This window comes from Streptomyces sp. NPDC042336, assembly GCF_055581985.1.
This window is the reverse complement of sequence record NZ_JBVJEA010000006.1, coordinates 205,772-231,291: the sequence shown is the minus strand read 5'-3', so window position 1 is coordinate 231,291 and position 25,520 is coordinate 205,772. Positions and strand designations below refer to the sequence as shown.

Annotated in this window: 20 protein-coding genes; 8 read left to right on the top strand and 12 right to left on the bottom strand. The window is 73.5% G+C overall.

The window, feature by feature from the left end; genetic code table 11:
• Window position 1 precedes the first annotated feature (1 nt).
• Window positions 2–223 carry a hypothetical protein gene (locus ACZ6IM_RS15845; RefSeq protein ID WP_052841406.1) on the bottom strand — a complete coding sequence of 74 codons (222 nt, stop codon included), beginning with the start codon at window positions 221–223 and terminating at the stop codon, window positions 2–4.
• Here ACZ6IM_RS15845 and ACZ6IM_RS15840 point away from each other — a divergent pair.
• From ACZ6IM_RS15840 to ACZ6IM_RS15830, 3 genes are read left to right on the top strand one after another with little or no spacing between them, the layout of a single operon-like run.
• Entirely contained in the window at window positions 216–560 is a 345-nt protein-coding gene (locus tag ACZ6IM_RS15840; RefSeq protein WP_469557036.1) for a hypothetical protein, read from the top strand. The genes ACZ6IM_RS15845 and ACZ6IM_RS15840 overlap by 8 nt on opposite strands.
• Window positions 561–613: 53 nt before the next feature.
• Window positions 614–1,303, top strand: coding sequence for a response regulator transcription factor (locus ACZ6IM_RS15835; RefSeq protein WP_469557034.1), 690 nt, complete (start codon window positions 614–616; stop codon window positions 1,301–1,303).
• Window positions 1,300–2,619, top strand: coding sequence for a sensor histidine kinase (locus ACZ6IM_RS15830; RefSeq protein WP_469557032.1), 1,320 nt, complete (start codon window positions 1,300–1,302; stop codon window positions 2,617–2,619). Before ACZ6IM_RS15835 ends, ACZ6IM_RS15830 begins: the two co-directional genes overlap by 4 nt.
• A 36-nt stretch (window positions 2,620–2,655) precedes the next feature.
• Here ACZ6IM_RS15830 and ACZ6IM_RS15825 read toward each other — a convergent pair whose 3' ends face one another.
• Window positions 2,656–3,540, bottom strand: coding sequence for a CAP domain-containing protein (locus ACZ6IM_RS15825; protein WP_469557030.1), 885 nt, complete (start codon window positions 3,538–3,540; stop codon window positions 2,656–2,658).
• A gap of 474 nt (window positions 3,541–4,014) precedes the next feature.
• Between ACZ6IM_RS15825 and ACZ6IM_RS15820 the strand changes: the two genes are divergently transcribed.
• The 4 genes from ACZ6IM_RS15820 to ACZ6IM_RS15805 all read left to right on the top strand — a co-directional run bounded on the left by ACZ6IM_RS15820 (window position 4,015) and on the right by ACZ6IM_RS15805 (window position 10,078).
• Window positions 4,015–4,293, top strand: a complete 279-nt coding sequence (locus ACZ6IM_RS15820) for an acyl carrier protein (RefSeq protein WP_052841408.1) — start codon at window positions 4,015–4,017, stop codon at window positions 4,291–4,293.
• On the top strand, window positions 4,290–5,576 hold the full coding sequence (locus tag ACZ6IM_RS15815) for a beta-ketoacyl-[acyl-carrier-protein] synthase family protein (protein ID WP_469557028.1): 1,287 nt from the start codon (window positions 4,290–4,292) through the stop codon (window positions 5,574–5,576). The genes ACZ6IM_RS15820 and ACZ6IM_RS15815 overlap by 4 nt, the downstream gene beginning before the upstream one ends.
• Window positions 5,573–6,574 (top strand): ACP S-malonyltransferase, encoded by a 1,002-nt coding sequence (locus ACZ6IM_RS15810; RefSeq protein WP_469557026.1) that lies wholly within the window; start codon window positions 5,573–5,575, stop codon window positions 6,572–6,574. The genes ACZ6IM_RS15815 and ACZ6IM_RS15810 overlap by 4 nt, the downstream gene beginning before the upstream one ends.
• A gap of 129 nt (window positions 6,575–6,703) precedes the next feature.
• Window positions 6,704–10,078 carry a pyruvate carboxylase gene (locus ACZ6IM_RS15805; RefSeq protein WP_469557024.1) on the top strand — a complete coding sequence of 1,125 codons (3,375 nt, stop codon included), beginning with the start codon at window positions 6,704–6,706 and terminating at the stop codon, window positions 10,076–10,078.
• 72 nt (window positions 10,079–10,150) lie between these two features.
• Here the strand turns inward: ACZ6IM_RS15805 and ACZ6IM_RS15800 are convergent, their stop codons facing one another.
• Entirely contained in the window at window positions 10,151–12,697 is a 2,547-nt protein-coding gene (locus ACZ6IM_RS15800) for a discoidin domain-containing protein (protein ID WP_469557022.1), read from the bottom strand.
• 210 nt (window positions 12,698–12,907) lie between these two features.
• Here ACZ6IM_RS15800 and ACZ6IM_RS15795 point away from each other — a divergent pair, with 210 nt between their 5' ends.
• Window positions 12,908–13,270 carry a hypothetical protein gene (locus ACZ6IM_RS15795; RefSeq protein WP_469557020.1) on the top strand — a complete coding sequence of 121 codons (363 nt, stop codon included), beginning with the start codon at window positions 12,908–12,910 and terminating at the stop codon, window positions 13,268–13,270.
• A 47-nt stretch (window positions 13,271–13,317) separates the two neighbouring features.
• Here ACZ6IM_RS15795 and ACZ6IM_RS15790 read toward each other — a convergent pair whose 3' ends face one another.
• The 9 genes from ACZ6IM_RS15790 to ACZ6IM_RS15750 all read right to left on the bottom strand — a co-directional run bounded on the left by ACZ6IM_RS15790 (window position 13,318) and on the right by ACZ6IM_RS15750 (window position 25,436).
• Complete coding sequence (locus tag ACZ6IM_RS15790) at window positions 13,318–14,844, bottom strand: CYTH and CHAD domain-containing protein (protein ID WP_469557019.1); 1,527 nt, start codon at window positions 14,842–14,844, stop codon at window positions 13,318–13,320.
• A 28-nt stretch (window positions 14,845–14,872) separates the two neighbouring features.
• Window positions 14,873–16,054 carry a M23 family metallopeptidase gene (locus ACZ6IM_RS15785; RefSeq protein WP_469557017.1) on the bottom strand — a complete coding sequence of 394 codons (1,182 nt, stop codon included), beginning with the start codon at window positions 16,052–16,054 and terminating at the stop codon, window positions 14,873–14,875.
• Window positions 16,055–16,158: 104 nt separating this feature from the next.
• A complete protein-coding gene (locus ACZ6IM_RS15780; protein WP_469557015.1) occupies window positions 16,159–18,795 on the bottom strand; it encodes a SpoIIE family protein phosphatase in 2,637 nt (878 codons plus the stop codon).
• 273 nt (window positions 18,796–19,068) lie between these two features.
• Window positions 19,069–20,394 carry an alpha-galactosidase gene (gene melA / locus ACZ6IM_RS15775; RefSeq protein ID WP_469557013.1) on the bottom strand — a complete coding sequence of 442 codons (1,326 nt, stop codon included), beginning with the start codon at window positions 20,392–20,394 and terminating at the stop codon, window positions 19,069–19,071.
• Window positions 20,391–21,347: a carbohydrate kinase family protein gene (locus ACZ6IM_RS15770; protein WP_469557012.1), complete on the bottom strand. Its 957-nt coding sequence runs from the start codon at window positions 21,345–21,347 to the stop codon at window positions 20,391–20,393. Before ACZ6IM_RS15770 ends, melA begins: the two co-directional genes overlap by 4 nt.
• A 46-nt stretch (window positions 21,348–21,393) precedes the next feature.
• Complete coding sequence (locus ACZ6IM_RS15765) at window positions 21,394–22,281, bottom strand: carbohydrate ABC transporter permease (RefSeq protein WP_469557010.1); 888 nt, start codon at window positions 22,279–22,281, stop codon at window positions 21,394–21,396.
• Window positions 22,278–23,228, bottom strand: coding sequence for a carbohydrate ABC transporter permease (locus tag ACZ6IM_RS15760; protein ID WP_469557008.1), 951 nt, complete (start codon window positions 23,226–23,228; stop codon window positions 22,278–22,280). The genes ACZ6IM_RS15765 and ACZ6IM_RS15760 overlap by 4 nt, the downstream gene beginning before the upstream one ends.
• Before the next feature lie 14 nt (window positions 23,229–23,242).
• Window positions 23,243–24,571, bottom strand: coding sequence for an ABC transporter substrate-binding protein (locus tag ACZ6IM_RS15755; protein ID WP_469557006.1), 1,329 nt, complete (start codon window positions 24,569–24,571; stop codon window positions 23,243–23,245).
• Between the two features lie 37 nt (window positions 24,572–24,608).
• Window positions 24,609–25,436, bottom strand: a complete 828-nt coding sequence (locus tag ACZ6IM_RS15750) for an endo alpha-1,4 polygalactosaminidase (protein ID WP_469557004.1) — start codon at window positions 25,434–25,436, stop codon at window positions 24,609–24,611.
• Between the last annotated feature and the right edge of the window lie 84 nt (window positions 25,437–25,520).

Sequence of the window (25,520 nt, the reverse complement as noted above, 5' to 3'; positions counted from 1 at the left end):
GTCACCACGACACCTCGCGGACGTCGGCCCGGCTCTGCGGCTGTGTCGTCGCGGTGATCTCCGAGCGGTGGCGGCCCGCCGTGAACGTGACCTTCAGCGTCTGCGGCGCGCCCTGCTCCGTGCTGGCCGTGAAGCCCTGGTTCGGCACCGCCGAGATCAGGCACACCCCGCCACCGCCGAACCGCACGGTCGCCTTGCCGCCCTCGGAGGGCACCGTGTACACACCCGCCCCGCCCTCCTCGCACCCGGGGTCGCCCCCGCCCGCGGGAGGTCGCGGGGCGGTGGTGCGGGGGCTCGGCGTCGGCGTGGGGGTCGCGCTCGGCCGCGTTGGCCCGGCGCTGGCGCGCGGCGGCACCGGACGGGGCCTGCGGCTGGTCGGCGACGGACTGGGAGTGGCCGTCACGGTCTTGGAGACGGTCGGCCTGGGCGGGGCCGGCAACTCCTTGGGCGCCGTCTGGGCGACCGGCGCGGTCGGCCGGGTCGACCCCACCACGAAGTGGATGGTGATGATGACGGCCGTCACACTGGCCGCCGTGCAGGACAGCCAGATGATCAGGTAGCGCAGGAGGCGGGACACGACACCATAGTGACCGACCGGCTAACGTGCCTGCCCATGGCCTCCGTACTTGTCGTCGAGGACGACCCCGTGATCCGGGCCGCGCTGATCGAGGTCCTCACCGGACACGGCTACGCGGTGAAGACCGCACACCAGGGTTTCGAGGCGCTGCGCGACATCACCCAGAGCCCGCCGGACATCGTCGTGCTCGACCTCGGCCTGCCCGACCTCGACGGGCTCGACGTGCTGCGGATGATCCGGGGGATATCCCGCGTCCCGGTGCTGGTCGCCACCGCCCGGGACGACGAGAGCGAGATCATCCGGCTGCTCAACGCCGGCGCCGACGACTACCTGGTCAAGCCCTTCTCCGGCGGCCAGCTCGCGGCCCGGCTCGCCGCCGTGCTGCGCCGCTCCACGCCCGCCGGCCCGCGGGCCGCGCGGCTGCCCGTCCTCCAGGTCGCCGACCTCCGCATCGACCCCACCGCACGCACCGCCCACCTCGCCGGCCGGGAACTGTCCCTCACCCGCCGCGAGTTCGACCTGCTCGCCTACCTGGCCGCCAACGCCGACCAGGTCATCTCGCGACAGCGGATACTCGCCGAGGTGTGGCAGCAGCCGTACGTGGAGGACCAGACGGTCGACGTCCATCTCTCCGCACTGCGCCGCAAAATGGGGGAGAAGGCGCGAAAGCCCCGCTACCTCCACACGGTGCGCGGCATCGGCATCAAGCTGGTCAGCGCGCCATGAGACGTGCCCTCGCCGGGATCGCCCTGGCCGTCACCTCCATGGTGGCGTTGTCGTTCCTCATCCCGCTCGCCCTCCTCGTACGTGAACAGGCACGCGACCGGGTCACCACCGCCGCGGAGCAGCGCGCCGCGGCCCTCTCGCCGGTGCTCGCCCTCACCACCCGGCGCGCCGACGTCCAGCAGGCCGTCGCGGAACTCGGCTCCGCCGACCAGCTGGTCGTGCGGCTGCCCGACGGCGGCTTCGTCGGCACCCCGCACGCGCCCGAGGAGGCGCTCGACCGGGCCGTACGGGGGCGCGAGACGATCGCCGTGGACACCCCGGACGGCTGGGCCTACCTCCAGCCCGTCGTCCTGCGGGGCGAGCGGGTCGCGGTCGTCGAGGCCTACGTGCCCGCCGCGGACCTCACCCGGGGCGTGACGGCCTCCTGGGGGGTGATGGCCCTGCTCGCCCTGGGGCTGGTGGGCGGCTCGGTACTGGTCGCCGACCGGCTCGGCGCCCGGGTGGTCCGCTCCTCCCGGGGCCTCAAGCGCGCCTCACTCGCCCTCGGCTCGGGCGACCTCGGCGTACGGGTGGAACCGGACGGCCCGCCCGAGCTCCAGGAGGCCGGAGTGGCGTTCAACACCATGGCCGACCGGGTCGTCGACCTCCTCGCCGTCGAACGCGAACTGGTCGCCGACCTCTCGCACCGGCTGCGCACCCCGCTGACCGCCCTGTACCTGGAGGCCGACCGGATGGGCGCGACGCCCAGCGCGCAGCGGGTCACGGAGGCGGCCGGCCAGCTGGAACGCGAGCTGGACTCGATCATCGCGGCGGCGCGCACGCCGCTCGCGGCCGCACAGCTCGCCGGGCCGGGGGCGGGCACGGCGAAACCGTGCGACGTCGCCGAGGTGGTCGCCATGCGCCTGGACTTCTGGTCGGTCCTCGCCGCCCAGCAGGAGCGGCCGTTCGAGCGCTCCCTCACCCCGCGTCCGACCCCCGTGGCCTTCCCCGAGGACGATCTCGCCGCCGTCGTCGACGCCCTGATCGGCAACGTCTTCCGGCACACCCCCCAGGGCACCCGCTTCGTGGTACGCGTGGAACGCCGGGACCGGCACGTGCACCTCACGGTCGACGACGCCGGACCGGGTGTCGCGGACCCCGAGGCGGCCCTCACCCGGGGCGTCAGCGTCGGCGGTTCCACCGGGCTGGGGCTGGACATCGTGGCCCGGGCGGCCCGCACGGCCGGCGGCGAGCTGACGATCGCCCGCGCGCCGCTCGGGGGCGCTCGGGTGACGGTGTCGTTCGCGCTGGCGGACGCGCGTGCGGCCGGCGGCTGAACGGTGACGGGCGTGGCCGGGCGGTGGTGACCGGCGTCAGCGGCCGGTGCCGAAGTCCTGGGTCCACCAGGGGCCGCCGTCGCCGAAGTGGACGCCGACGCCCAGCTCCTTGAAGGAGCAGTTGAGTATGTTCGCCCGGTGGCCGGGGCTGTTCATCCAGGAGTCCATCACCGAGGCGGCGTCGGCCTGGCCACGGGCTATGTTCTCGCCCAGGGTCGACCACTGGTAACCGGCGGCCTCGACCCGGCCGGCCATGGTGGAGCCGTCGGGGCCCGTGTGGGACATCACGCCGCTGCTCGCCATGACGTCGCTGTAGTCGTCGGCGGCCCGGGTGAGCTTGTCGTTCGCGGTGACCGGCGAGCAGCCCGCCGCGGCCCGCTCCTGGTTCACGAGCGCGAGGACCTGCGCCTCGGCACCGCCCGTCGCGCCGGAGCCTGTGCCCGAGCCCGAGCCCGAGCCCGAGCCGGAACCCGATCCACTGCCCGACCCGGAACCACTGCCACCGCCGGACCCGGCACCGCCACCGCCGCTCTTCCTGGTGGCCTTGACGGGAGTCTCGGAAGCCGGTGCCGGAGCCTTGGCGGCGCTGGTCGTCGGGCTCGCCGTCTTCTTCTCGGGCTTCTTCTCCGGCTCGGCGCTCGGGCTCGGCGAACCGCTCGCCGTGGCGCTCGGGCCGGCCGGCGTCGACGCGAGCGGTGCCGCACCGCCCGCCGCGTCCTCGGCGTTCGGCGCCCGGTCGGCGGCGTTCGCGGAGACGCGGTCGGAGGCCCCGCCGTCGTCGCCGTCGGTGACGGCCAGCGTGATCCCGACGCCCGCCGTCAGGGTGACGGCGCCGAGCGCCAGCGCGGCACCGCGGGTCCTGAGACCGCCGCGGGGGCGGGCGTGGGAGCGGGACGGGCGGGCGGCTCGGCGGGAACCCATGCGCAGGACACCTCGGCTTGTCGGTCGGCTGTCGGAGCCCCCGTACCCGGTGGACGCGACCGCGCCCACCGGGACTGTGGGGGGCGTCCGAGAGCCTAGGACCCGACCGGCGTGGAAACGCCCGTTCGAAGGTCGTCTTCAGAAAGCCTTAAGGGAGCCGCCAAAGTCCGTTGAGGAAGTGCCGCACCACCGCGTCCGGCCCCGCCCGCCCCCTTACGCCCGCGCCGCCCGCCACCCTCGGTCCGTCCCGGGGCGCTTCAAGGTGAAGGAAGGACACGGGTGCTCACAGGAGCCCGTCCCGTGCCCCCGATGCTCCGCCGTCCCCCCATACCCGGCGCTTACCGTGCGGCACGGCCGGACAGCCTGTCGGCGTGCACCGGCAGGTCGCCGGACACCGCCGGCGCGCCCGAGGAACCGGGTCCTCCCGCCCACCGCCTCCGGGCGCGCCGCGCACCGACCAAGGAGGTACCGGACATGCCGTCCACCGCCGACGAACGACAGCTGCTCGACGAACTGCGGGACCTGCTGGCCGCCACGGTCGAGGACCTGACCGTGGAGGAGATCGAACCCGACTCCTCCCTCCAGGACGACCTCGGGGTCGACTCGCTGGCCCGGCTGGAACTGGTCGCCGCGATCGAGGACCGCTGGCAGATCCAGGTGCCCCAGGAGCAGGCGGACCGGCTCACGACGGTGCGGGAGATCGCCGCCCACCTCGCGGCGGCCGTCGCCGCCCCCACGGGCGGCACCGCGTGAGCCCACGACACGCGGCCGGCCCGGGCGGCGAGGAGCGGTCCGCCGTCGTCACGGGGCTCGGGCTGACCACCGCGCTGGGCGGCGACGTCCCCTCCACCTGGCGGGCCCTGCTGGACGGCGTGTGCGGCGTCGAGCGCGTCGACTTCGCAGAACCGGACGGGCCCGAGCAGCCCTACCTCGCGGCCCCGGCGGCGGTCGACCCCAAGACGGTCCTGTCGTCCGCCAAGGCGGCACACTGCGACCGCGCGGCGCAGTTCGCCCTCGTCGCAGCCCGCGAGGCCGTTCGCGACGCGGGGTTCCCCGACGTGTCGGCGCTCGCCGCGGACGGCTCGCGGGTGGCCGTGGTCGTCGGGGTGGGGCTGGGCGGACTCACCAGCATCCTGGAACAGAACCGCCGCCTTCAGACGCAGGGCCCGGGCCGGGTGAGCCCGCGCACCATCCCGGTCATGCTGCCCAACCACCCGGCCGCCGAAGTGGGGCTGATGGTGGGCGCGAAGGCAGGTGTGCACGCCCCCGTCAGTGCCTGCGCCTCCGGCGCCGAGGCCCTCGCCCAGGCCCTCGGCATGATCCGGGACGGCCGCGCGGACATCGTGGTCGCGGGCGGCGCCGAGGCCGCGCTGCATCCGCTGGCCCTGGCCGGGTTCGCGCGGCTGCAAGCCCTCTCCCGGCGCCACGACGACCCCAAGGGTGCCTCCAGGCCCTTCGACGCCGACCGGGACGGCTTCGTCATGGGAGAGGGGGCCGGTCTGCTCGTCGTCGAGAGCGCCGCGCACGCCGCCGCCCGCGGCGCCCGCGTCCACGGCCGGCTGACCGGGGCGGGCATCACCAACGACAGCCACCACGTGGCCCAGCCCGCGCCCGGCGGCACGGGCTGTGCGGCGGCCGTCGACGCCGCGCTGCGCGACGCGGGGCTCGTCCCGGAGCAGGTCCAGCACATCAACGCCCACGCGACCTCCACACCGCTCGGCGACCTCGGTGAGGCGCAGGCGCTGCACAGCGTCTTCGCCAAGGGAGTGGACGACGTGGCGGTCAGTGCCACCAAGGGCGCCTTCGGGCACACCCTCGGTGCCGCCGGAGCTATCGAGGCCGTCCTCACCGTCCTCGCCCTGCGGGACCGGACCGCGCCGCCCGCGTGCAGCCTCGAACGGGTCGATCCCGAGATCGGTCTGAACGTCGTCGGCCGCGACCCGGCGGCCCTGCCGTCGGGTCCCCTGGCCGCCCTCACCACGAGCATGGGCTTCGGCGGGCACAACGTCGCGCTCGCCTTCGCCGACGCCTCATGAGGAACGACCACCCGGCCCCCGCCGGCGGCACACCACGCACCGTGCTGATGTGCCCCGGCCAGGGGGCCTACCTCCCCGGTGCCCTGCGCCACCTGAGCGAGGTCCCGTCCGTCTCGCGGGTACTGCGGACGGTGGACGCCCACGGCACCGCGCTCGGCGGCACCCGCACACCCGTCGGCCACCTCCTCACCGACGCCGCGGCACCCGAGCCCGACCGCCTGGTCCGTACCGACCCCCTGGCCTTCGACCTGGCCACCTACGCCGCCGTGGTCGCCTCCGCCACCGTCCTGCTCGACCTCGCGGCGCCGCCCGTCCACGCGGTGCTCGGCCACAGCGTGGGCGACCTCGCGGCGCTCACCGTGGCCGGGGTCATCACCCTCGAACAGGGCGTCCGGCTGCTCCACGTCCGCGACGGGCTGCTGCGCGAGGCGGCGCTTCCGGCGGCGGGCCTGCTGGCCACCGACCTGACCGCCGAGCTGGCGGCCGACCTGCTGGGCGCCGAGGACCTGCCGCAGGTACGCATCGCCGCCCGCAACGCCCCCGGCCAGACGGTCCTGGCCGGGCCCGACGACCAGTTGGCCGTCCTCCGTCGCGCCACCAAGGCGCTCGGCCGCCGCGCCACCCTGCTGGCCAGCCGCACCGCCTACCACCACCCCCTGCTCACCGAGGTGCACCGGGCCTTCCGGCGCCTCCTGCGCGCACAACCCGTCGCCCCGCCCACCCTCCCCGTCTACTCGGCCACCACGGCGGGACCCGCCCGCACCCCGGCCCAGCTGCGCACCGTGGCCGCCGCCCACCTGTGCGAGCCGCTCGCCTTCCACCGGACACTGCGCGCGCTGCGCCTGGCCGGCTTCACCACCTACGTCGACTGCGGGCCCCGGGCACTGCTGAGCACCCTGGCCAGGGCCGTCCTGCCCGGCTGCACCACCGCCGCCCCCTCCCGCACGCCGGTCGGCGTCGACCGCATCCGCCATCGCCTGACCGCCGCCCTGCGGTGACGAAGGCCCTTGACCCGACAGCGACGGCACGCCTTGATGAGGGGGCCGGGAGTGGCCCGGCTCACATGGCGTACCGAGGGCGGCGCCGACACCATGGTCTCGTCACCCGGCAGGCTGAAGGGATCAAGAATGTTCCGCAAGGTGCTGGTCGCCAACCGCGGTGAGATCGCGATCCGTGCGTTCCGTGCGGGCTACGAGCTCGGTGCGCGTACCGTCGCCGTCTTCCCGCACGAGGACCGCAACTCGCTGCACCGGTTGAAGGCCGACGAGGCCTACGAGATCGGGGAGCCGGGTCACCCGGTGCGCGCGTACCTCTCGGTGGAGGAGATCGTCCGCGCCGCCCGCCGTGCCGGGGCCGACGCCGTCTACCCGGGGTACGGGTTCCTGTCCGAGAACCCCGAGCTGGCCCGCGCCTGCGAGGATGCCGGGATCACCTTCGTCGGACCCAGCGCCCACATCCTGGAGCTGACCGGCAACAAGGCACGGGCCGTGGCCGCCGCCCGCGAGGCCGGCGTACCGGTGCTCGGCTCCTCCGAGCCCTCCACCGATGTGGACGAACTAGTGCGCGCCGCCGACGACGTCGGCTTCCCCGTGTTCGTCAAGGCGGTCGCGGGCGGCGGCGGACGCGGCATGCGCCGCGTCGAGGAGCCCGCGCAGCTGCGCGAGGCCATCGAGGCGGCGTCCCGCGAGGCCGCCTCCGCCTTCGGCGACTCCACCGTCTTCCTGGAGAAGGCGGTCGTCGAACCCCGCCACATCGAGGTGCAGATCCTCGCCGACGGCGAGGGCGACGTCATCCACCTCTTCGAGCGGGACTGCTCGGTGCAGCGGCGCCACCAGAAGGTGATCGAGCTGGCGCCCGCGCCCAACCTCGACCCGGACCTGCGGGCGCGGATCTGCGCCGACGCCGTGAACTTCGCCCGGCAGATCGGCTACCGCAACGCCGGCACCGTGGAGTTCCTCGTCGACCGGGACGGCAATCACGTCTTCATCGAGATGAACCCGCGCATCCAGGTCGAGCACACGGTCACCGAGGAGGTCACCGACGTCGACCTGGTCCAGTCCCAGCTGCGCATCGCCGCCGGTGAGACGCTGGCCGACCTCGGACTCGCCCAGGAGAACATCACGCTGCGGGGCGCCGCCCTCCAGTGCCGCATCACCACCGAGGACCCGGCCAACGGCTTCCGCCCGGACACCGGCCGGATCAGCGCGTACCGCTCGCCCGGCGGCTCCGGCATCCGCCTCGACGGCGGCACCACCCACGCCGGTACGGAGATCAGCGCGCACTTCGACTCGATGCTGGTCAAGCTCTCCTGCCGGGGACGGGACTTCACCACCGCCGTGAACCGCGCCCGGCGCGCGGTCGCCGAGTTCCGCATCCGCGGCGTCGCCACCAACATCCCCTTCCTCCAGGCGGTCCTGGACGACCCGGACTTCCAGGCCGGGCGGGTCACCACCTCGTTCATCGAGCAGCGCCCGCACCTGCTCACCGCCCGGCACTCCGCCGACCGCGGCACCAAGCTGCTGACCTACCTCGCCGACGTCACCGTGAACAAGCCGCACGGCGAGCGCCCCGAGCTGATCGACCCGCTGACCAAGCTGCCGGCCGTACCCGCCGGCGAACCCCGGGCCGGGTCCCGCCAGTTGCTCGCCGAACTGGGCCCCGAGGGCTTCGCCCGCCGACTGCGCGAGTCGTCCACCATCGGTGTCACCGACACCACCTTCCGCGACGCCCACCAGTCGCTGCTCGCCACCCGGGTGCGCACCAAGGACATGCTCGCCGTGGCGCCCGTCGTCGCCCGCACCCTGCCCCAGCTGCTCTCGCTGGAATGCTGGGGCGGCGCCACCTACGACGTGGCCCTGCGCTTCCTCGCCGAGGACCCGTGGGAGCGGCTGGCCGCGTTGCGCGAGGCGGTGCCCAACATCTGCCTCCAGATGCTGCTGCGCGGCCGCAACACCGTCGGCTACACCCCGTACCCCACCGAGGTGACCGACGCCTTCGTGCAGGAGGCCGCCGCCACCGGCATCGACGTCTTCCGCATCTTCGACGCCCTCAACGACGTCGAGCAGATGCGGCCCGCCATCGAGGCCGTACGGCAGACCGGCACCGCCGTCGCCGAGGTCGCGCTGTGCTACACCGCCGACCTGTCCGACCCCGCCGAGCGGCTCTACACCCTCGACTACTACCTGCGGCTCGCCGAGCAGATCGTGAACGCCGGCGCGCACGTGCTGGCGGTCAAGGACATGGCCGGTCTGCTGCGGGCCCCGGCCGCCGCGACGCTGGTCTCCGCGCTGCGCCGGGAGTTCGACCTGCCGGTGCACCTGCACACCCACGACACCACCGGCGGTCAGCTCGCCACCTATCTGGCCGCGATCCAGGCCGGGGCGGACGCCGTCGACGGCGCGGTGGCGTCGATGGCCGGGACCACCTCGCAGCCGTCCTTGTCGGCGATCGTGGCCGCCACCGACCACACCGAGCGGCCCACCGGCCTCGACCTCCAGGCCGTCGGCGACCTGGAGCCGTACTGGGAGAGCGTGCGCAAGGTCTACGCCCCCTTCGAGGCGGGCCTCGCCTCCCCGACCGGCCGGGTCTACCACCACGAGATCCCCGGCGGTCAGCTCTCCAACCTGCGCACCCAGGCCGTCGCGCTCGGCCTCGGCGACCGCTTCGAGGACATCGAGGCCATGTACGCCGCCGCCGACCGGATGCTGGGCCGTCTGGTGAAGGTCACCCCGTCCTCCAAGGTGGTCGGCGACCTGGCCCTGCACCTGGTGGGCGCCGGTGTCTCCCCGGCGGACTTCGAGGCCGAACCGGACCGGTTCGACATCCCGGACTCCGTGGTCGGCTTCCTGCGCGGCGAGCTGGGCACCCCGCCCGGCGGCTGGCCCGAGCCGTTCCGCAGCAAGGCGCTGCGGGGCCGCGCCGGGGCCAAGCCGCCCGCCGAGCTGTCCGAGGACGACCGCGCCGGTCTGGACAAGGACCGCCGGGCGACGCTCAACCGGCTGCTGTTCCCGGGGCCGGCCCGCGAGTTCGACACGCACCGCGCCTCGTTCGGCGACACCAGCGTCCTCGACAGCAAGGACTTCTTCTACGGGCTGCTCCCGGGCAAGGAGTACACGGTCGACCTCGACCCCGGGGTCCGGCTGCTCATCGAGTTGCAGGCGGTGGGCGACGCCGACGAGCGCGGCCTGCGCACCGTGATGTCCTCCCTGAACGGACAGCTCCGGCCGATCCAGGTCCGCGACCGCTCGGCGGCCTCCGACGTCCCGGTGACGGAGAAGGCCGACCGGGCGAACCCCGGCCATGTCGCGGCGCCGTTCGCCGGCGTGGTGACCCTCGCCGTCGCCGAGGGCGACCGGGTCGAGGCCGGGGCCACCGTCGCCACCATCGAGGCGATGAAGATGGAGGCCTCCATCACCGCTCCGAAGGCCGGCACGGTGACCAGGCTCGCCATCAACCGCATCCAGCAGGTCGAGGGCGGCGACCTGCTTGCGCAACTCGCCTGATCACCAGGGGTCCCCGGACTCGCCGGACTCCCCGGGTGACGCGCCCCGCAGCACTGCGGGGCGCGTCGTCCCTCACGGGAACTGGACGACCTTGGACGGCACGGTGTCCGTCCCCGACGTGGCCGCGCCGGTGTCGTTGATCACATGGCGGTACTGGCCCATGCCGCCCAGGGAGATCACCTGGAGGTTGCGCATCCTGACACCCGGCTTGACCGGCACCTGGAAGCCGTGGTGCTGGACGATCGTCGGGTCGGACGTGTAGTTGCAGTAGCTGCCGAGCGCCACCGCGTCGTGCACGTTCACCGAGTCGGCGACCTTGTAGGCCGCGTAGCCGACGATGCCGTCGTGGGTGACGGCGGCCGCGTTCGGGGCGTCGTAGGCCTTCTCGTTCTGGAAGAAGACGGTCCGGCCGCGCTCCCCGCTCCAGTAGACGTCGTACTTGTTGAAGTGCTCGACGAACAGCCCGGTCGCGAGGACGTCGTCGCCGTTGACCCTGAGGCCGTAGTCGGCGCGGTTGGTCTCCCAGCCGACGCCCTCGCCGTGGTCGGCCCGCCAGATCCAGGTGTGGTCGATGACGACGTCGTCGCTTTCGACCACCACCGAGTCGGTGGCCCTGCCCGGTCCCGCGCCGCCGACGCGGATGAACACGTCCTGCATGGTGGTGGGGTTGGCGGAGTGGTCGGCGTTCCCGCCCGGCGTCCCGATCCGCAGCAGGGTGTCGGAGTTCACCGGCCCCGCGTCGATGAGGAAGCCCGCGAGCCGCACGCCGTCGACGTCGGCCACGTGCATGGCGTCGACGCCGCCGTCCGGGACGATCGTGGCCAGCCCGAGCCCCAGCACGACGGTGTTCGCACGGTCGACCTCGATGGTCTGGTCGACGTGGTAGACGCCGGGCGTGAACAGCAGGTTGAGGCCCTGGTCCAGCGCGGCGTTGATGGTCGCCGCGGTCGCGCCGGGCTTGACCACGTAGAACTGGCTGAGCGGCAGGGAGGTGCCACCGGCGTTGGCGGGCCAGGAGACACCGCGCGCGTTGGTGCGCTTGGCGGGCACCCGCACCTTGTACTCGGTGCCGTCCAGGTAGAGGAAGGGCTTCTCGCGCGAGACCGGCGTGGTGTCGAGCGTGGTGTACGGGCCGGTCTCGAAGTTGCTCGCCGGCGCGCCCTCGACGCCTGTGAACGTCATGTTCCAGACGCCGTTGGTCCAGCCGCCGACCGAGCTGTCCCGGGTGTACCACTGCTGCTGGGAGTAGGGGCCGACGGTGCCGTCGATCTTCGAGTCGGCGATGTAGCCGCCGGAGGCCCAGCCGTAGCCGTTGGGGGCGAGGTTGAGACCGCCCTTGACGTGGATCCGGCGGAAGGGCGCCGCCTGGGCGACCGCCCAGCGGTCGGTGCCGTTCGACGGCGTGAGGGCGAGGTTCTCGGCCGAACGCCAGAAGTTCTGCGTCGCGTTGCCGTTGAACCAGCCCGCGTCGACGGTGATGTCCCCGTTGATCTGTGTGTCGTCCGGGTTCAGGCCGAGGCCGGAGATGGAGGTGTAGAAGCCCAGTTGGGCGTTGATCCCGTTGTAGGTGCCCGGCTTCAGCAGGAACTGGTGGCGCCCGCTGCCGAACTGGTTGGACTCCTGCTGGGCGAAGACCTGGTCGAACTTCTGCTGGAGGTTCGGCGTGGAGGGGTCCACGACGATGACGTTCGGCCCCAGGTCCCCGCCGCCCTCGACCGGGGGAGTGCCGGTGGTGCCGGTGTGCACGGCGACCTCCCACAGCGAGTAGCCGTAGCCGGTGGCGCGGGCCGTGCCGTGGACGCGGACGTAGCGGCCCGAGCCGCTGACGTCGTAGGAGGCCTTGCCCCCGGTGGCGCCCGTGACGCTCTTCAGCGTCTGCCAGTTCTGTCCGTCCGAGGATGCCTCGATCCGGAACTCCTTGGCGTAGGCGGCCTCCCAGTTGAGGTCCACCTTGCACAGGTCACGTACGGCGCCGAGGTCGACCCGCACCCACTGCGGGTCGGAGGCCTGGCTGGACCAGCGGGTGCCGGCGTCGCCGTCGAAGGCCGCGGCGGCCGGTGTCCCGGCGTTCTCGACGGAGGAGGCGGAGGCGGGTCTGCCCTGCGCGGCGTCGGCCGTGTCGCACGAGCCGCCCGGGGTGCTGCCGCCGGTGGTGCCGAAGACCTGGAACTCCCACAGGGAGTAGCCCCAGGGGGTGGCCCGGTGGACGCCCTGCATACGGACGTAGCGGCCCTGGCCCGAGACGTCGAGCGCGTCGGTGCCGCCGTCGCCGCCGGTGACCGTCTTCGCGTCGGTCCAGGTGCTCCCGTCCTGGGAGAGCTGGATCTTGTAGTCCTTGCCGTAGGCCGCCTCCCAGTCGAGCACCACCCGGGTGACGGAGGCGGTGGCGCCGAGGTCGACCTGGAGCCACTGGTCGTCGCTCGCGGCCGACGACCACCGGGTGGCCGTGTCGCCGTCGACGGCGTTGCCGGAGGGCGTCGCGGCGTTCTCGGCCGACGACGACGTGGCCGTCCGGCCCTGGGAGAGGGGAGTGTCGGCCGCGGTGGCCGCCATCGGTGCGGGGAGGGTGACGAGCGCCGCCGTGGCGACGAGCGCGACACCCAAGGATCTCAGTCTCATGCGGGCGCTTTCTGGGGATGCGGACAGGACCGGTCAACCGCTTGGCGCAGCGGCTTAGTTCAAGGTGTGATTTAAGTGCTGAGCCATTGATCCGGCAAGAGTCCGGGCAGGACTTGTCAGTGCCGTGCTGAAGAATGCGGCGCATCGAGATCAACACCGGCCGGACCGGGTAGGCGTTCTCGAGTCACTGACCTGGAAAGGCCACCGCCGATGCCCCTCACCGCCGTCCGTCCGCAGACCGCCGACTTCCGTGCGACCGGGCGGGCCCGGCCCGGTGCCGCCGAGGCCGAGATCCTGCGCATCATCGCCGACGCGCGCACGCCCGTCTTCGTCACGGTGCGCCCGGACGGGCGGCGCAGATACAGCTACTGGCGCCCGCTGGACTCCGTCACCGGCCGGGGAGGCTGTTACGTCGCGCTGCCGACCGAGGAGTGCGACTCGCTGCACTCCGCGGGCCGGATAGCGCTCGGTGAGCCGCTCGCCGACCCGAACCGGATCACCTACCGCGTCAGCCCCGCCCGCACCCCGGCGTCGTCGCCGCGCGCGCTGCCGCAGCGGTCGCGCGCGGCGTGAGGGCGGTTCGCCCCGGACACGGCGCGCCGCCCTTCAGTGGGCGGGGTTCAGTGTTCGAGCGGGGCACGCAGCTTCGGATCCGACGCCGCCCGCCACGCCCCGGGCAGCTCGCGCTGCCGGGCCTGTGCCCCCGCCCGTTCCTGCCCGTGCAGCAGTCCCCACGTGAACGCGGACTCGCCCGCCCCGTGGGCGGCCACCGCCAGTCGCCGCAGGGTGTCCTGGGCCACCACGGCATCCTGGTGCTCGCCCAGCAGCTTCTGGACCGCCTTGGCGCGCTTGCCGAGCCGGGCGACCGGCTTGCCGAGCGCGGGACGCGCGACCTCGGCCGCGTAACGAAGTTTCTTGGCCGCCTTGCGTGCCTCGTGCAGCTCCCTCTCCCGCGCCCGCCCGGCAGGCCGCGTGAGCGCCCGGTCCATGCGCCCGGCGAGACGCCCGTACTCCTTGAGCACCGCCCGGGCCATCGTGCGGGCGGGCTTCCCCGCGGCCCCGGCGCGCAGGGGCGGCCGCCGGACCAGGGTGTCCAGCGCGTCCAGCAGGCGCAGATAGCGGGACGTGGCCAGGGCCTCCCGCGTCCGGGAGCGCACCTCGTCGCCCCGGGACACCTCCCACGCGCGCAGCCGGGCGGCGACGGGACCGAGCACGAGTTCGTCCGGCAGCTCCGCCACCGCGGCGCCGATCCTCTCACCCAGCACCTCCTGGTCCCGCGCGGCCCCCAGCTCGCCCGCCAGCCAGCGGAGTTCCGCGCTCAGGGGATCGGTGACCCGGCGGTCGAGCACCGACCGGTAGGAGCGCAGACAACCGCGCAGCCGCCGGCACGTGACGCGCATCTGGTGCACGGCGTCGGGCAGGTCACGGCGGACCGCGGGATCCAGCGACACCAGTCGGCCGACCTGCTCGGCCACGTACGCGAGCACGTACGCGCCGGGTGAAGCGGCCACCACCTCCGGCGACGGCGCCCGTTCCACGCCCGACCCGGTCTCCCGCAGCGCCCGGGCCAGCTTCGACGGGCTGTCGGCTCGGACGATCCCCTTCTTGCGGAGCTTCTTCTCCACGAGGTCCAGCAGCCCGGCGTGGACACCCTCGCCGAGTTCGACCTCCAGCTCGGCCCACTCGGCCCGGCCGGCGCCGGCGGCTGCCGGGCCGGCCCGCACCTCGTCCAGGCTCAGCTCGGCGAGCACCCTGCCCTCCGCGTCGCGCAACTGCCGCACGGTCCGGGTGGAGCGGATGCGTACGACGGGACGCAGCCGGGCGCCCCGCGTGCGGGACAGGGTCAGCTCGCGCAGCGACTCGGGCAGGTCGTCCGTCAGGGGTGCCCGGACCTCCTCCCGGGTGTCCCCGGCGAGCGGCAGCTTCAGGTGCCAGCCCGCGTCCGGACCGCCGGTACGGCGGCGCAGCGTGACCGAGGACCCGGCGAGCCGCAGGTCCTCGGTGTCGTAGTACACCGCGTCGAGTTCCTCGGACTCCGCCGTGGTGACCGAGGCTACGGGCCCGGCGCCGGTGAGGTCCGGCAGCCCGGCGAGGCCGCCGGGAGGCGGTTCGTACTTCCGCTCTGTCTCGTGCTTCGACTGGGTCATGTTGAGTCCTTCGGCACGATCCGCCGGATCAAACCCCGTTCGGGACCACCCAGGGGCGCGGATCGGTGTAGTACCCGTCGAGGATCACCTCGAAGTGCAGGTGCGGTCCGGTGGACAGGCCCGTGGAACCGACTCGTCCGATCGGCGCCCCGGCCTCCACGGACCGGCCCACCGCCACGCCCAGTGAGGAGAGGTGGCTGTAGGTAGTCTCCACCCGTTTGCCCTGGATGGTCCCGTGGTCGATCACGATGCGGTTGCCGTACGCGCTGGTGAGCGCGGCGAACACGACGCGGCCCCGCCGCGCCGCCACGACCTGCGCGCCCTGCGGGGCGGCGAAGTCCACGCCGGTGTGCAGCTTGGTCACCCCGGTCAGCGGATGCTCACGCGAACCGAAGGGCGAGGTGATGGTGAGCGGGCTCACCGGCGCGGTCAGCAGGGCCCCCGCGGGCCCGCCCGCGCCGCCGGAGTCCTCCCGGTCGAGCGCCTCGTAACGCGGCAGCAGGGCCTGCACCTCGTCGAGATACGTCTCCGCCTCCGCGGGTACGCGCCCCGCCTCGGTCACGGCGGCCGGCCCCGCGGCGTACGCGGCGAGGGTCAGCTCCACGAGGTCGCCGTTGACCCGGCCCTCGGTGCGCAGTTCGGTCACCTTCTTCGCCAGCGAGCAGTCCCGCCGGCCCAGCGCCATGATGGCGTCCGCCGGATCGCGGGGCGAGGCGTGCCCGTTGCCGTCGTCGTCCTTGCCCCAGGTCCGCCACTCGCTGTCGGTGAAGGCGGCGATGCCCTTCTGTCCCGAGAGTTCGTCCGAGTCGTCGCTCCAGCCCGAGAGCTGGTCGATCTGCGCGGCCAGCACGGACGGCTCCAGCACGGTGCAGGCCGAGGCGGCCTTGCGCAGCCACGGGACGTAGGAGGGGTCGATGTCGGCCCCGGCGGACGCGTTGGCGTCGGAGTCGTCGGTCCACGGGTCCGGCAGTCCGCCGAGCGCGAGGAAGGCCGCCACACCGGTGACGGTCACCAGCGCCGGCAGCACCAACAGGGTGAAGGGCCCCGGCCCCCGGCGCTTTCGCCTGCGGGCCTGATCCGGTTGCTGCGGCTGGTCCGGTTGGTCCGGCTGGTCCGGAAGCTGTTCCGGTGGTTCCGGCTGGTTCCGTGCCGGCCGTGGGCCGTCCGTGCCGTCGGCCGTCTGCGCCACGGTCAGCCACTCGTCGTTCATCTGGCCGCTCGCCGGGACGTGATGCTCACGAGGGGACGCTATCGCCGTCCCGTACCGGTGTCAGGAGCCGTCGAGGCAGAAGGAGCTGCCCGAACGGACAGGACTCAGGGCGGCGAGGGACGGACGGCGAGGACCGCGATGTCGTCCGCGCTGTCCGCCCCCAGGCCGATCAGCAACTCGTCGCAGAACGTGTCGAGGGGCTCGCGGGCCAGGTCGCCGGCGTGTCGGCGCAGCCGGTCCAGGGCACTGTCGAGGGACTCGTCGCGGCGTTCGACGAGTCCGTCGGTGTACAGCAGGAGCGTCGAGTGGGCCGGCAGCGCGTCACTGGCCGTGCCACGGGCCGCGTGCGGGTCCATGCCGAGCAGCAGACCGGCACCGCCGTCGAGGTAACGGGTCCGGCCGTCGCGGGTGGTGAGGAGCGGCGGCAGATGGCCGGCCGAGGAGTGCCTCAGCTCCCAGGGTCCCTCGGGAGGCCCCTTGATCAGGCCGTAGACGCAGGTGCCGGTCGCCTCCCGGTGAAGACTGTGATTCGCCAGGTCCAGCCGGCGCAGCACCTCCGCGGGCGGCTCCTCGCGGTCCACCGCGATGCCGCGCAGCATGCTGCGCAACTGACTCATCGCGATGGCCGCGTCGAGGTCGTGCCCCGTGACGTCGCCGATGACCAGCGCCGTGTTGCCGCCGGGCAGGACGAAGCTGTCGTACCAGTCCCCGCCGACCTGCGCGGTGGTCGAGGAGGCGGCGTAGCGGGCGGCCAGCCGCAGGCCCTCGACCTCCGGCAGCACCGGCAGCAGCGAACGCTGGAGCCGTTCGGCGATGGAGCGGGTGTCCTGGTAGAGGCGGACGTTGTCCACCCCCAGAGCGAGACCGTGCACCAGGTCGTCGACCAGCGTGAGGTCCTCTTGCGTGAACGGCGGCCCGCCGGCCGCACGGGCCAGGGTCAGGGCGCCGAAGATCTTCCGGCGGGCCCGCAGCGGAGCGACGACGGCGCTGCCCGCCCCCAGCTCCCGGAACAGGTCGACGTACGCCCTGTCCAGCGCGCTCTCGGTCTGGCCCGGCTGCGGCGCGTCGGTGAGCAGGAGCGGCCCGGCGCCGCGCAGCACCCGGGCCAGCGGGCCCCGCGACTCCTCGGAGACCCCCGGCAGCGCCCCCTCGTACGCCCCCGGGCGCAGGGCCCGGGGGTCCCGGTGGACCACACAGACCCGGTCCACCCGGGTGTCGGAGGTGAACAGGTCCACCACGCACCAGTCGGCCAGCCGCCGGGTCAGCAGCCGGCCGGCGCGCTGCAGCCCCTCGTCCAGGTCCAGCGTGTTGTTGAGCTGCGCCGCGAGGTCGGCCAGCAGGGTGAGCCGGGCCAGCGGCGTCATGCCGCCCCGGGCACCGGCCGTCCTGGCGTCGGCCTCCGAAGCGGCCGGTGACCGGTCCCCGTCGGACTCGTCGACCGCCGCCTTCCGGATCCTGCCGGGAGTGCGTGGTCCGTCGAGGAAGGTGGTGGCCCGCGGGACGAGCTGGGCGACGAAGACGGTGCGGCCGTCGGCCGTCTCCTGCGTCTGGATGTACAGCCGCACCGGGACCAGCCGGCCGTCCCGGTGCAGCGCCGGGAGCGGCACCGAGCGCCCCACGATGCGGGTGCGGCCGGTGAGCAGCATGGAGGTGAACGCCGCCGTGTGCCGATCGCGCAGATGCTCGGGGACGAGGGTGGTGAGACGGCGTCCGACCAGGTCGTCCGGGTCCCAGCCCAGCAGGCCGGCCGCGGCCCCGTTGGCCGCCACGATCCGGTTGCCCTCGTCGGCGGCGACGATCGGCATCCTGCTGGCCCGCACCTGGCCGGCGTCCCACGGGACGAGCTCGGCGGAGCTGACCTCCGGCTCACGGGGGACCACCGTCCACGCGGTGGGCCGGCCCCCGGTCAGCTGCCCGACGATCTCGTCGAAGAGCCAGTCCTGGAAGGCGCGGCCGCGGGGCAGGGCCGGCAGCGTGAGCAGCCGCTCCTCCCGCGCCCGTGCCTCGGCCAGGTCGAGTACGCGGCGCAGTGCCCGCACCGCCGGCAGGGCGTCGGCCGACAGGGGGAGGGGCAGGGTGCGCAGACCGGACTCGGGGACCGGGTCCTCCAGCGTGGCCGCCACACCGGCGCTGATCACGTTGTTGACGTCGTTGGCCGCCGCGAGGTCCTCGGGCGGCACCCCGAGGAGGTCTCCCGCGGACGCGGCGAGGGTCAGCTCGCGCAGCACCGCGTGCCGATGCTGGCGGCACGCGGACTCCAGGGCGGCCGGCAGGTCGACGAGCGTCACCGTCCGTTCGGCGCGTCGGGGCGGCACGGCGGTCTCCCACCCGGCCGACGGCGGTGGCGGACCGTCGTGCCACAACTCGAACCACACCGTCTTGCCCGCGTCACCGCTGTCGGCCCCGAACCGGGAGGCCAACTGCTCCACCAGCGCCAGTCCCTGTCCCGTACCCGCGTACGGTGAGCAGCGCTGCGGTACCAGTCCACGGCTCGGCCGCCGGTCCCCGACCCGTACCCGCACCCGGCCGTCCAGGCGTGCCACACTCACCTCGACCTCGGTGCGCGCGTGCAGCACCGCGTTGGTGACCAGCTCGCTGACCAGGAGCTGGGCCGTTCCCACCAGGTCGGAGGGGGCACCCTCCAGCGCGGCACACACGAACCGACGGGCCGCCGCCACGCTCACCGGCCCGTCGGGAAAACACCGTGACACCGCCGCCGGCGGCGGATCGGGGTAACCCATGACCTCAGTGTGGGCCCCGCACGGCTCGCCCCGCAGCGCGCGCCGTCGCGGCGCGCCCCGCCTCCGTCGGCGCTTCTGTCCGCCGGTCGGGTGAAGCCGCCTGGTGAAAGCCCGGGGAGAGGGGCGCCGGTGGCGGTCTGGTGCGAAAGGTCCGTGCCCGTCCGGGAGCGCCGGGTCTGGCAGGCGGCTGATTACTCCGATAGCTTGCAGGTGCGGCCCCGCGTTCTCCCCCGTACGCGGGGCCGCACCAGTGGGGCCGCGAGGCGGTCCGGCTCAGAGGGCGAGTGCGCCCCGCAGCCCCGGTTGCAGCCGGTCCCCGTGCGCACGGACCATGTCGTCGCACAGCCGCCAGATCTCCTCGACCGTGAGGGTCGCCGCCGTCGCCGGGTCGGCCATCGCCGCGTGCCTGATGTGTCGCGGGTCGTCCTCCGTCGCCGCCCGCACCACCAGGTCGGTGGTGCTGAGGTAGGCCCGGTTCAGGGCCGCCAGCTGCGGGGGCAGCGCGCCGATACGGGTGGGCTGGAGGCCCGCGGAGTCGACCAGGCACGGCACCTCGACGGTGCCCCGGGCGGGCAGGTTCTCGATCAGCCCGTGGTTCGGCACATTGCCGTAGACCGTGCGGGGCGTGCCGGTCACGATGCTGTGGATGATCTGCGGCGCGTACTCCATGGTGCCCTCGACCGTGAGCGGCGCCCCGCACGCCAGCGCGTCGCGGGTGCGCTCGTACTCGGCCACGTTCTCGTCCACGATGCCCAGATAGGCGCCGACGGGCAGCCGCAGCCGGTCGATCTCGCCGTCGTGGTGCAGGTACCAGGGGACGTACTCGGAGGAGTGCTCGCTGGTCTCCGTCGGGTAGTGGCCGAGGCGCCGGTACATGTCCATGCGGACCCGGCGGCGCAGCTGCGGGTCCTCGGCGATCAGGGCGTCCAGACGCGGGTGGAGGTCCTCGCCCGCGTGTTCCAGGCGCAGCACCCACGCCTGGTGGTTGACGCCCGCGGCCCGGTAGGTGACCTCCTCGTAGGGGACCTTCAGCAGCTCGCACAGGCCCTGGACGGTCCAGTACACGGAGTGGCACAGCCCCACCACCCGTGTCAGGCCGGTCGCCTCGGCGAGGTACTGGACGTTCATCGCCATCGGGTTGGTGTAGTTGAGCAGCCAGGCGTCCGGGCAGACCTCGGCGATGTCCTGGCCGAGCGCCTTGAGCAGCGGGAAGGTGCGCAGGGCGCGGAAGATGCCGCCGACGCCGAGGGTGTCGCCGATGGTCTGGCGCAGTCCGTACCGGGCCGGTACCTCGAAGTCGGTACGGGTCGCCTCGCCCATGCCGACCTGCACGATGTTGATGACGAAGTCGGCGCCGACCAGCGCCTCGCGGCGGTCGGCGTGCGCGGTGACGCGCGGCCGGGCACCGCGTTCGGCGGCGATGTACTCGGCGGCGGCCCGCGCGGTGGCCAGGCGCTCCGGGTCGATGTCGTGCAGCGCGATGTGCGCGGACTTCAGCTCGTCGAAGGCGAAGAGGTCGGCGAGCAGACCCTGGGTGAAGACGACGCTGCCGGCTCCGACGAAGGTGATCTTGGGTGCGGTCGGGTGGGCGGTGCTCATGCGGGGTTCTTTCCGTTGCGGGTGACCTGGGCGATCGCTTCGTCCCAGGTGGGCTGGGCAGTGGTGCCGCCGTGTGCGCGGGTGGACAGCGCGCCGCAGACGGCGGCGAGTTCGAGGGCCTCGGGCAGGGCGAGTCCGGCGAGGAGCGCGGCGACGAAGCCGGCGTCGAAGCTGTCACCGGCGCCCACCGTGTCCACGGGCCTGGCCGGGATGCCGGGCGTGGTGAACAGGGTCTGCCCGTCGTGGCACAGGGCGCCCTCGGCCCCGTTCTTGACGACGACCGTCGGTCCCCGGTCGGCGAGCGCGGCGGCGGACTTCCCGAGGTCCGGGCCGTCGAGTCCGGCGAGCCGCCGGGCCTCGGCCGCGTTGGGCAGCAGGTAGTCGACGTGCGGGAGTACGGCGTCCAGCCCGGCCGGGTCCCAGCGGCCGGCGGGGTCGTCGTTGGTGTCGAGGGACGTCGTCGCCCCGTGGGAGCGCGCCGTGCGCAGCAGGCCGGGCAGGCCCGCGGCGAGGCCGGGCAGCAGGAAGTACGACGCGGCGTGCACGTGCCGGGCGGCGGTGAGCAACCCGGCCGGGACGTCCGCGGCCGTCGTGGCCGGCAGGGTGCCCGGGGCCGTGACGATGGCGCGGTCGTCGCCCCGGGTGAGCACGACGGTGAGCGGGGTCGGCCGTCGCGGATCGACGAGCAGGGCACCGGTGTCGACCCCGTGGGCGCCGAGGGTGTCGCGGACGTAGCGGCCCGCGTCGTCGTCGCCCACGCGGCCGGCGAACGCCACCCGCAGGCCGAGGCGGGCGGCCCCGCACGCCATGATCGCGGCGGAGCCGCCGAGCGTGAGGGCACCGTCCGGGACGAGTTGTTCGCGCTGTCCGAAGGCGAGAGGGGCGTCGAGGGACCCTACGACGACGTCGGGATTGGCGTCGCCGACGACGAGCAGGTCGAGGCTGTGCGGCATGGGTCTTCCCTGGAGTGAGGGTGGACGGCGGACCAAGGGCGGGCGGTCAGCCCTTGAGCCCGCTGGAGGTGATCGACTGGATGAAGGTCTTCTGCGCGCCGAGGAAGGCGAGCAGGACCGGCAGCACGGTGATGACGTTGCCCGCCATCACGGCCGCCCACTGCGTGTGGTGCTGCCCCTGGAAGGTGGTCAGGCCCAGTTGCAGCGTGTACTGCGTGTCGTGGTTGATGGCGATCAGCGGCCAGGTCAGGTCGTTCCAAGTGGTCAGGAAGGTGAGCACGGCCACCGTGGCCAGCGCCGGACGGGACAGCGGCAGCACGATCCGCCACAGCACCCGCAGCCGTGAACAGCCGTCGATCCAGGCGGCCTCCTCCAACTCCCTGGGCAGCGAGAGGAAGAACTGCCGCAGCAGGAACACCGCGAACGGCGTGACCAGCGACGGCACGATCAGCGCGCCCAGGGTGTCGATGAGGCCGAGCTTCTTCATCACCAGGAAGGTCGGGATCATCGTCAGCTGGAACGGCACCGCCATGGTGGCCAGCATCAGCCCCATCAGCACCCGGGAGCCCGCGAACCGCATCCGGGCGAAGGCGTACCCGGCCAGCGAGCCGAAGACGAGGTTCGCGGCGACCGTGACGGCGGAGACGATCAGCGAGTTGACGAACCAGCGGGGGAACATCGCGTTGCCCAGCACATAGCGGTAGCCGCCGAGGTCGATGCCGGACGGCCACAGGGCCGGCGGGAACCGGTCGATCTCCGCGTTGCTCATGACCGAGCTGAGCACCAGCCAGACCAGCGGCACGGCGAAGACCAGCGCGAGCGGAGCGAGCAGCAGGTGCCAGGGACTGAACGGGAGTCGCGGGCGCCGCCGTTCGGCGGCGGCGGGCTGTGCCGCCAGGGCCTTCGCGGTGCCCGGGGTGGAGGTCGCCGTCATGATCGGGCCCCTTCGAGACGGTGGCGTCCCCGACGCCGGAGGATGCGGACGGCACCCGCGACCAGGCCGAGGGCGACGGCCAGGACGTAGGCGGCCGAGGCCCCGTATCCGGCGGTGGCGTTCTTGAAGGCCTGCTCCCAGATGAAGTAGACGATCACCGTCGTCGAACCGAGCGGACCGCCCTTGGTGGTGACGTACACGAGGTCGAAGACCTGGAGGGACTGGATGGCCTGCCACAGCACCAGGAAGACGGTGACCGGCGTGAGCGTGGGCAGCGTGACGTGGCGCAGCAGGTGCCGGCGCCCGGCGCCGTCGAGGCGCGCGGCCTCGATCAGGGACTGCGGCACGTCCTGGAGGGCGGCGAGGTAGACGACGACACAGAACCCGGTGCCGCTCCACAGCGTGATCGCCACCAGCACGAGCAGTGCTTGGGAGGGATCGGACAGGAAGCCCTGCGACGAGACGCCGAGGCGGTGCAGCACCGAGTTGGCGGCGCCGAACTCCGGGTCCAGGATGAAGGAGAACAGCACGCCCTGCGCGGTCGCCGAGAGCACGAACGGCACGAAGATCAGGGTGCGGTAGAGGCCGACGAAGCGGATGCGCTGGTTCAGGACCATGGCGAGAGCCAGTCCCAGCAGCAGGCTCAGCGGCACGTACAGCACCGTGTAGAGCAGGGTGTTGCGGACCGCCTGGCTGAAGTTCGGGTCCTGGGCGAGGGCGCGGTAGTTGTCCAGGCCGACCCAGCGGCTGGGCGTGACCAGGTCGCTGGCCTGGAAGGACAGCAGCAGCGACCAGACGACCGGGACGATGCTCAGGCCGAGGACGATCAGGACCGCCGGTGAGACGAACGCCCAGGCGGTGCCGGTTTCGCGCCGGCGCTTGCGGCGCAGTGGCCGTGGGTCCGGCGGCGGGCCCTCTACGGTGATGGGGCGGGGGAGGCGCGGCATGGCGGTGTGGCTCCTCAACGCGGGATGAGCAGGGCGGCGTTGGCTTCGTCGGCGCAGGAACGCAGCGCCTTCTCGGGGGTGCTGCGTCCCAGGAGCACGGCGACGACCGCCTGCCCCAGCGCCTGCGAGACCTCCGGGTACGCCGGGTGGACGGGACGCACCCGCGCCGTCTCCAACGCCGTGGTGAACACGTTCAGGCCCTCGGTGCGGGCGACCTTGTCCTGCCAGGCGGGCAGGGCCTCGGTGCGGCGGCTGAGCGGGAGGCTGCCGGCCTCGATGTCCCAGCGCACGTCCTGCTCGGGCCGGGCCAGCCAGGTCAGGAAGGTCCGGGCGGCCTCGGACCGGGCCTCGCCGTTGTCGAACACGGTCCAGGTGTCCGGACCCGAGATGGTGACCGGGCGTCCACTGAAGGAGGGCAGGGGAGCGACGTGGTAGTCGACCCCGGCGGTCTCGATGTCGGGCAGCTGCCACGGGCCGGTGACCACCATGCCCATGCGGCCCGACTGGAACACCTGGTACATCTGCTCACTGCCGGGCTTGGGATCGACGTACACGCTCTTGTCCCGGGCCAGGTCGGCCACCACCTGAAGCGCCCGGGCACCGGTGTCGGCGAAGCCGATGCCCTTGCCGCCGTCGTCGACGACGTCGCCGCCCAGGTCCCAGATCAGCGGCCACAGGCGCCACACGGTGTCCTCGTCGCCGGTGCCCGGCCAGCCGGTGCCGAACCTGCCCCGGCCCGACTCGGTGAGCGTGCGCGCACAGGAGACGAAGTCCCGCCAGGTCCAGCCCGCCTTCGGCAGGGGCAGACCGGCCTCGCGGAACAGCTTCTTGTTGCAGACCACGGCGAGCGAGTCGAGCACCGCGGGAGCGGCCCTGACCCTGCCGTTGAGCGTGACGGCGTCCCTGGAGGCGGCCCAGTAGTTCTTCCACGGCACGGGCCCCGCCCCGACCATGTCGGTGAGGTCCACGACCTGCGGGCTGCGGGCCACCCGGGCCAGGTCCGACCCGAAGATGTAGGCGATGTCGGGGTAGGAACCGGCGGCGAGGGCGGCCGTCACCTTCTGCAGCATCACGTCCGACAGCACACCGCCGCCCAGCTTCACCCTGATCTTCGGGTGGGCCCGCTCGAAGTCGGCGACGAGCCCTTCCAGGACCTTCTTCGCCGTGTCCGCCTGGCCGTGCCACATCTCGACGGTGACCGTGCCGTCGGCCGCGACGCCGTCGTCCGTACCGGCACCGCAGCCGGTCACCGCGGTACCCGCGACCGCCGCGAGCGCGGCGCCACCGCCGGCCCGCAGCACACCCCGGCGCGAGGGGCGCGCGGCACGTCGGACCGCATCCATCTGTACCTCCAAGGACTGGACTGGCCGTCGGGCGGTGTCAGCAGGTCTCACGGACGTAGCCGCTGCTGCCCTTCGGCGACACGTCCAGGTCGCGCCGGACGATGCTCAGCTCGTCGCCGAAACCCGCGCACGCCTTCGAAAGGCCCTTGGCGGTGTACTCGATGACGATCACCCGGTCGCCGAACTCGGCGGTGTAGTCGCCGCACTCGTCCCACTCGCCGCACTCCTCGGCGACCGCGAAGTCCAGCCCCTTCCGCTCGCGGTTCGGGGCCAGCTCGACCGTGTTCTTCTGCCCGATGGCCAGCCCGTCGGAGTGCGCGCGCTCGGCCAGCAGCTTGATCAGGCCCTGTGCGTCGGCGGCGTCCAGCAGGTCGCCCGCGCGGGTGTAGCTGTCGTAGTTGTCCGGTTCGACGGCCTGGAAGCCCTTGTCGGCGCAGCCGTCGATCCAGGTGCCGACCTTCTCGGCGATGCGCTCGCGCTTGTCGGCGGTGCGGATGTCGAGGAAGGCCTCGCCCCAGTCGGTGTCGTAGACGACGTCGCCGTTCGCGTCGCGCAGCAGCAGGTCGTCGTCCCAGTCCTGCTCGGCGCCGGGCTGGGCCTGGAAGGCGTTGACGTAGCAGATGTTGTACAGGCCCGGCGCCGGGGAGGCCGTGTGGTCGCGGCTGACCACTCGCACACCGGCCGGCGGGGTGTAGGCGCCGCCGATCTGGTAGTCGAAGCCCGCGTGGGCGGGGGGCGGGGTGTAGGTCGCCGCCTCGGCCGGGCTGCTGCCCGGGACGAGCGCGGCGGCGGTGACGAGGACGGCGGTGGCACCTATGCCGGCCAGTACCGGCTTCCTGGGGGTGTGCACCTGTGTACGGCTCATCGTTCGAGCTCCGGAGGATGGTGGGCACGTCCCCGCCTCGGACGCGCGTGGACGTCCTGGCGACTCAGTCCGGGCTCCTGGCGC

Bases quoted from the DNA above. Each gene is read 5' to 3' on its own strand.
- melA (WP_469557013.1), bottom strand. From the start codon at position 20,394: ATGAGCACCGCCCACCCGACCGCACCCAAGATCACCTTCGTCGGAGCC.
- ACZ6IM_RS15765 (WP_469557010.1), bottom strand. From the start codon at position 22,281: ATGACGGCGACCTCCACCCCGGGCACCGCGAAGGCCCTGGCGGCACAG.
- ACZ6IM_RS15810 (WP_469557026.1), top strand. From the start codon at position 5,573: ATGAGGAACGACCACCCGGCCCCCGCCGGCGGCACACCACGCACCGTG.
- ACZ6IM_RS15795 (WP_469557020.1), top strand. From the start codon at position 12,908: ATGCCCCTCACCGCCGTCCGTCCGCAGACCGCCGACTTCCGTGCGACC.
- ACZ6IM_RS15755 (WP_469557006.1), bottom strand. From the start codon at position 24,571: ATGGATGCGGTCCGACGTGCCGCGCGCCCCTCGCGCCGGGGTGTGCTG.
- ACZ6IM_RS15825 (WP_469557030.1), bottom strand. From the start codon at position 3,540: ATGGGTTCCCGCCGAGCCGCCCGCCCGTCCCGCTCCCACGCCCGCCCC.
- ACZ6IM_RS15805 (WP_469557024.1), top strand. From the start codon at position 6,704: ATGTTCCGCAAGGTGCTGGTCGCCAACCGCGGTGAGATCGCGATCCGT.
- ACZ6IM_RS15820 (WP_052841408.1), top strand. From the start codon at position 4,015: ATGCCGTCCACCGCCGACGAACGACAGCTGCTCGACGAACTGCGGGAC.
- ACZ6IM_RS15830 (WP_469557032.1), top strand. From the start codon at position 1,300: ATGAGACGTGCCCTCGCCGGGATCGCCCTGGCCGTCACCTCCATGGTG.
- ACZ6IM_RS15760 (WP_469557008.1), bottom strand. From the start codon at position 23,228: ATGCCGCGCCTCCCCCGCCCCATCACCGTAGAGGGCCCGCCGCCGGAC.
- ACZ6IM_RS15835 (WP_469557034.1), top strand. From the start codon at position 614: ATGGCCTCCGTACTTGTCGTCGAGGACGACCCCGTGATCCGGGCCGCG.
- ACZ6IM_RS15785 (WP_469557017.1), bottom strand. From the start codon at position 16,054: ATGAACGACGAGTGGCTGACCGTGGCGCAGACGGCCGACGGCACGGAC.
- ACZ6IM_RS15750 (WP_469557004.1), bottom strand. From the start codon at position 25,436: ATGAGCCGTACACAGGTGCACACCCCCAGGAAGCCGGTACTGGCCGGC.
- ACZ6IM_RS15780 (WP_469557015.1), bottom strand. From the start codon at position 18,795: ATGGGTTACCCCGATCCGCCGCCGGCGGCGGTGTCACGGTGTTTTCCC.
- ACZ6IM_RS15800 (WP_469557022.1), bottom strand. From the start codon at position 12,697: ATGAGACTGAGATCCTTGGGTGTCGCGCTCGTCGCCACGGCGGCGCTC.
- ACZ6IM_RS15770 (WP_469557012.1), bottom strand. From the start codon at position 21,347: ATGCCGCACAGCCTCGACCTGCTCGTCGTCGGCGACGCCAATCCCGAC.
- ACZ6IM_RS15790 (WP_469557019.1), bottom strand. From the start codon at position 14,844: ATGACCCAGTCGAAGCACGAGACAGAGCGGAAGTACGAACCGCCTCCC.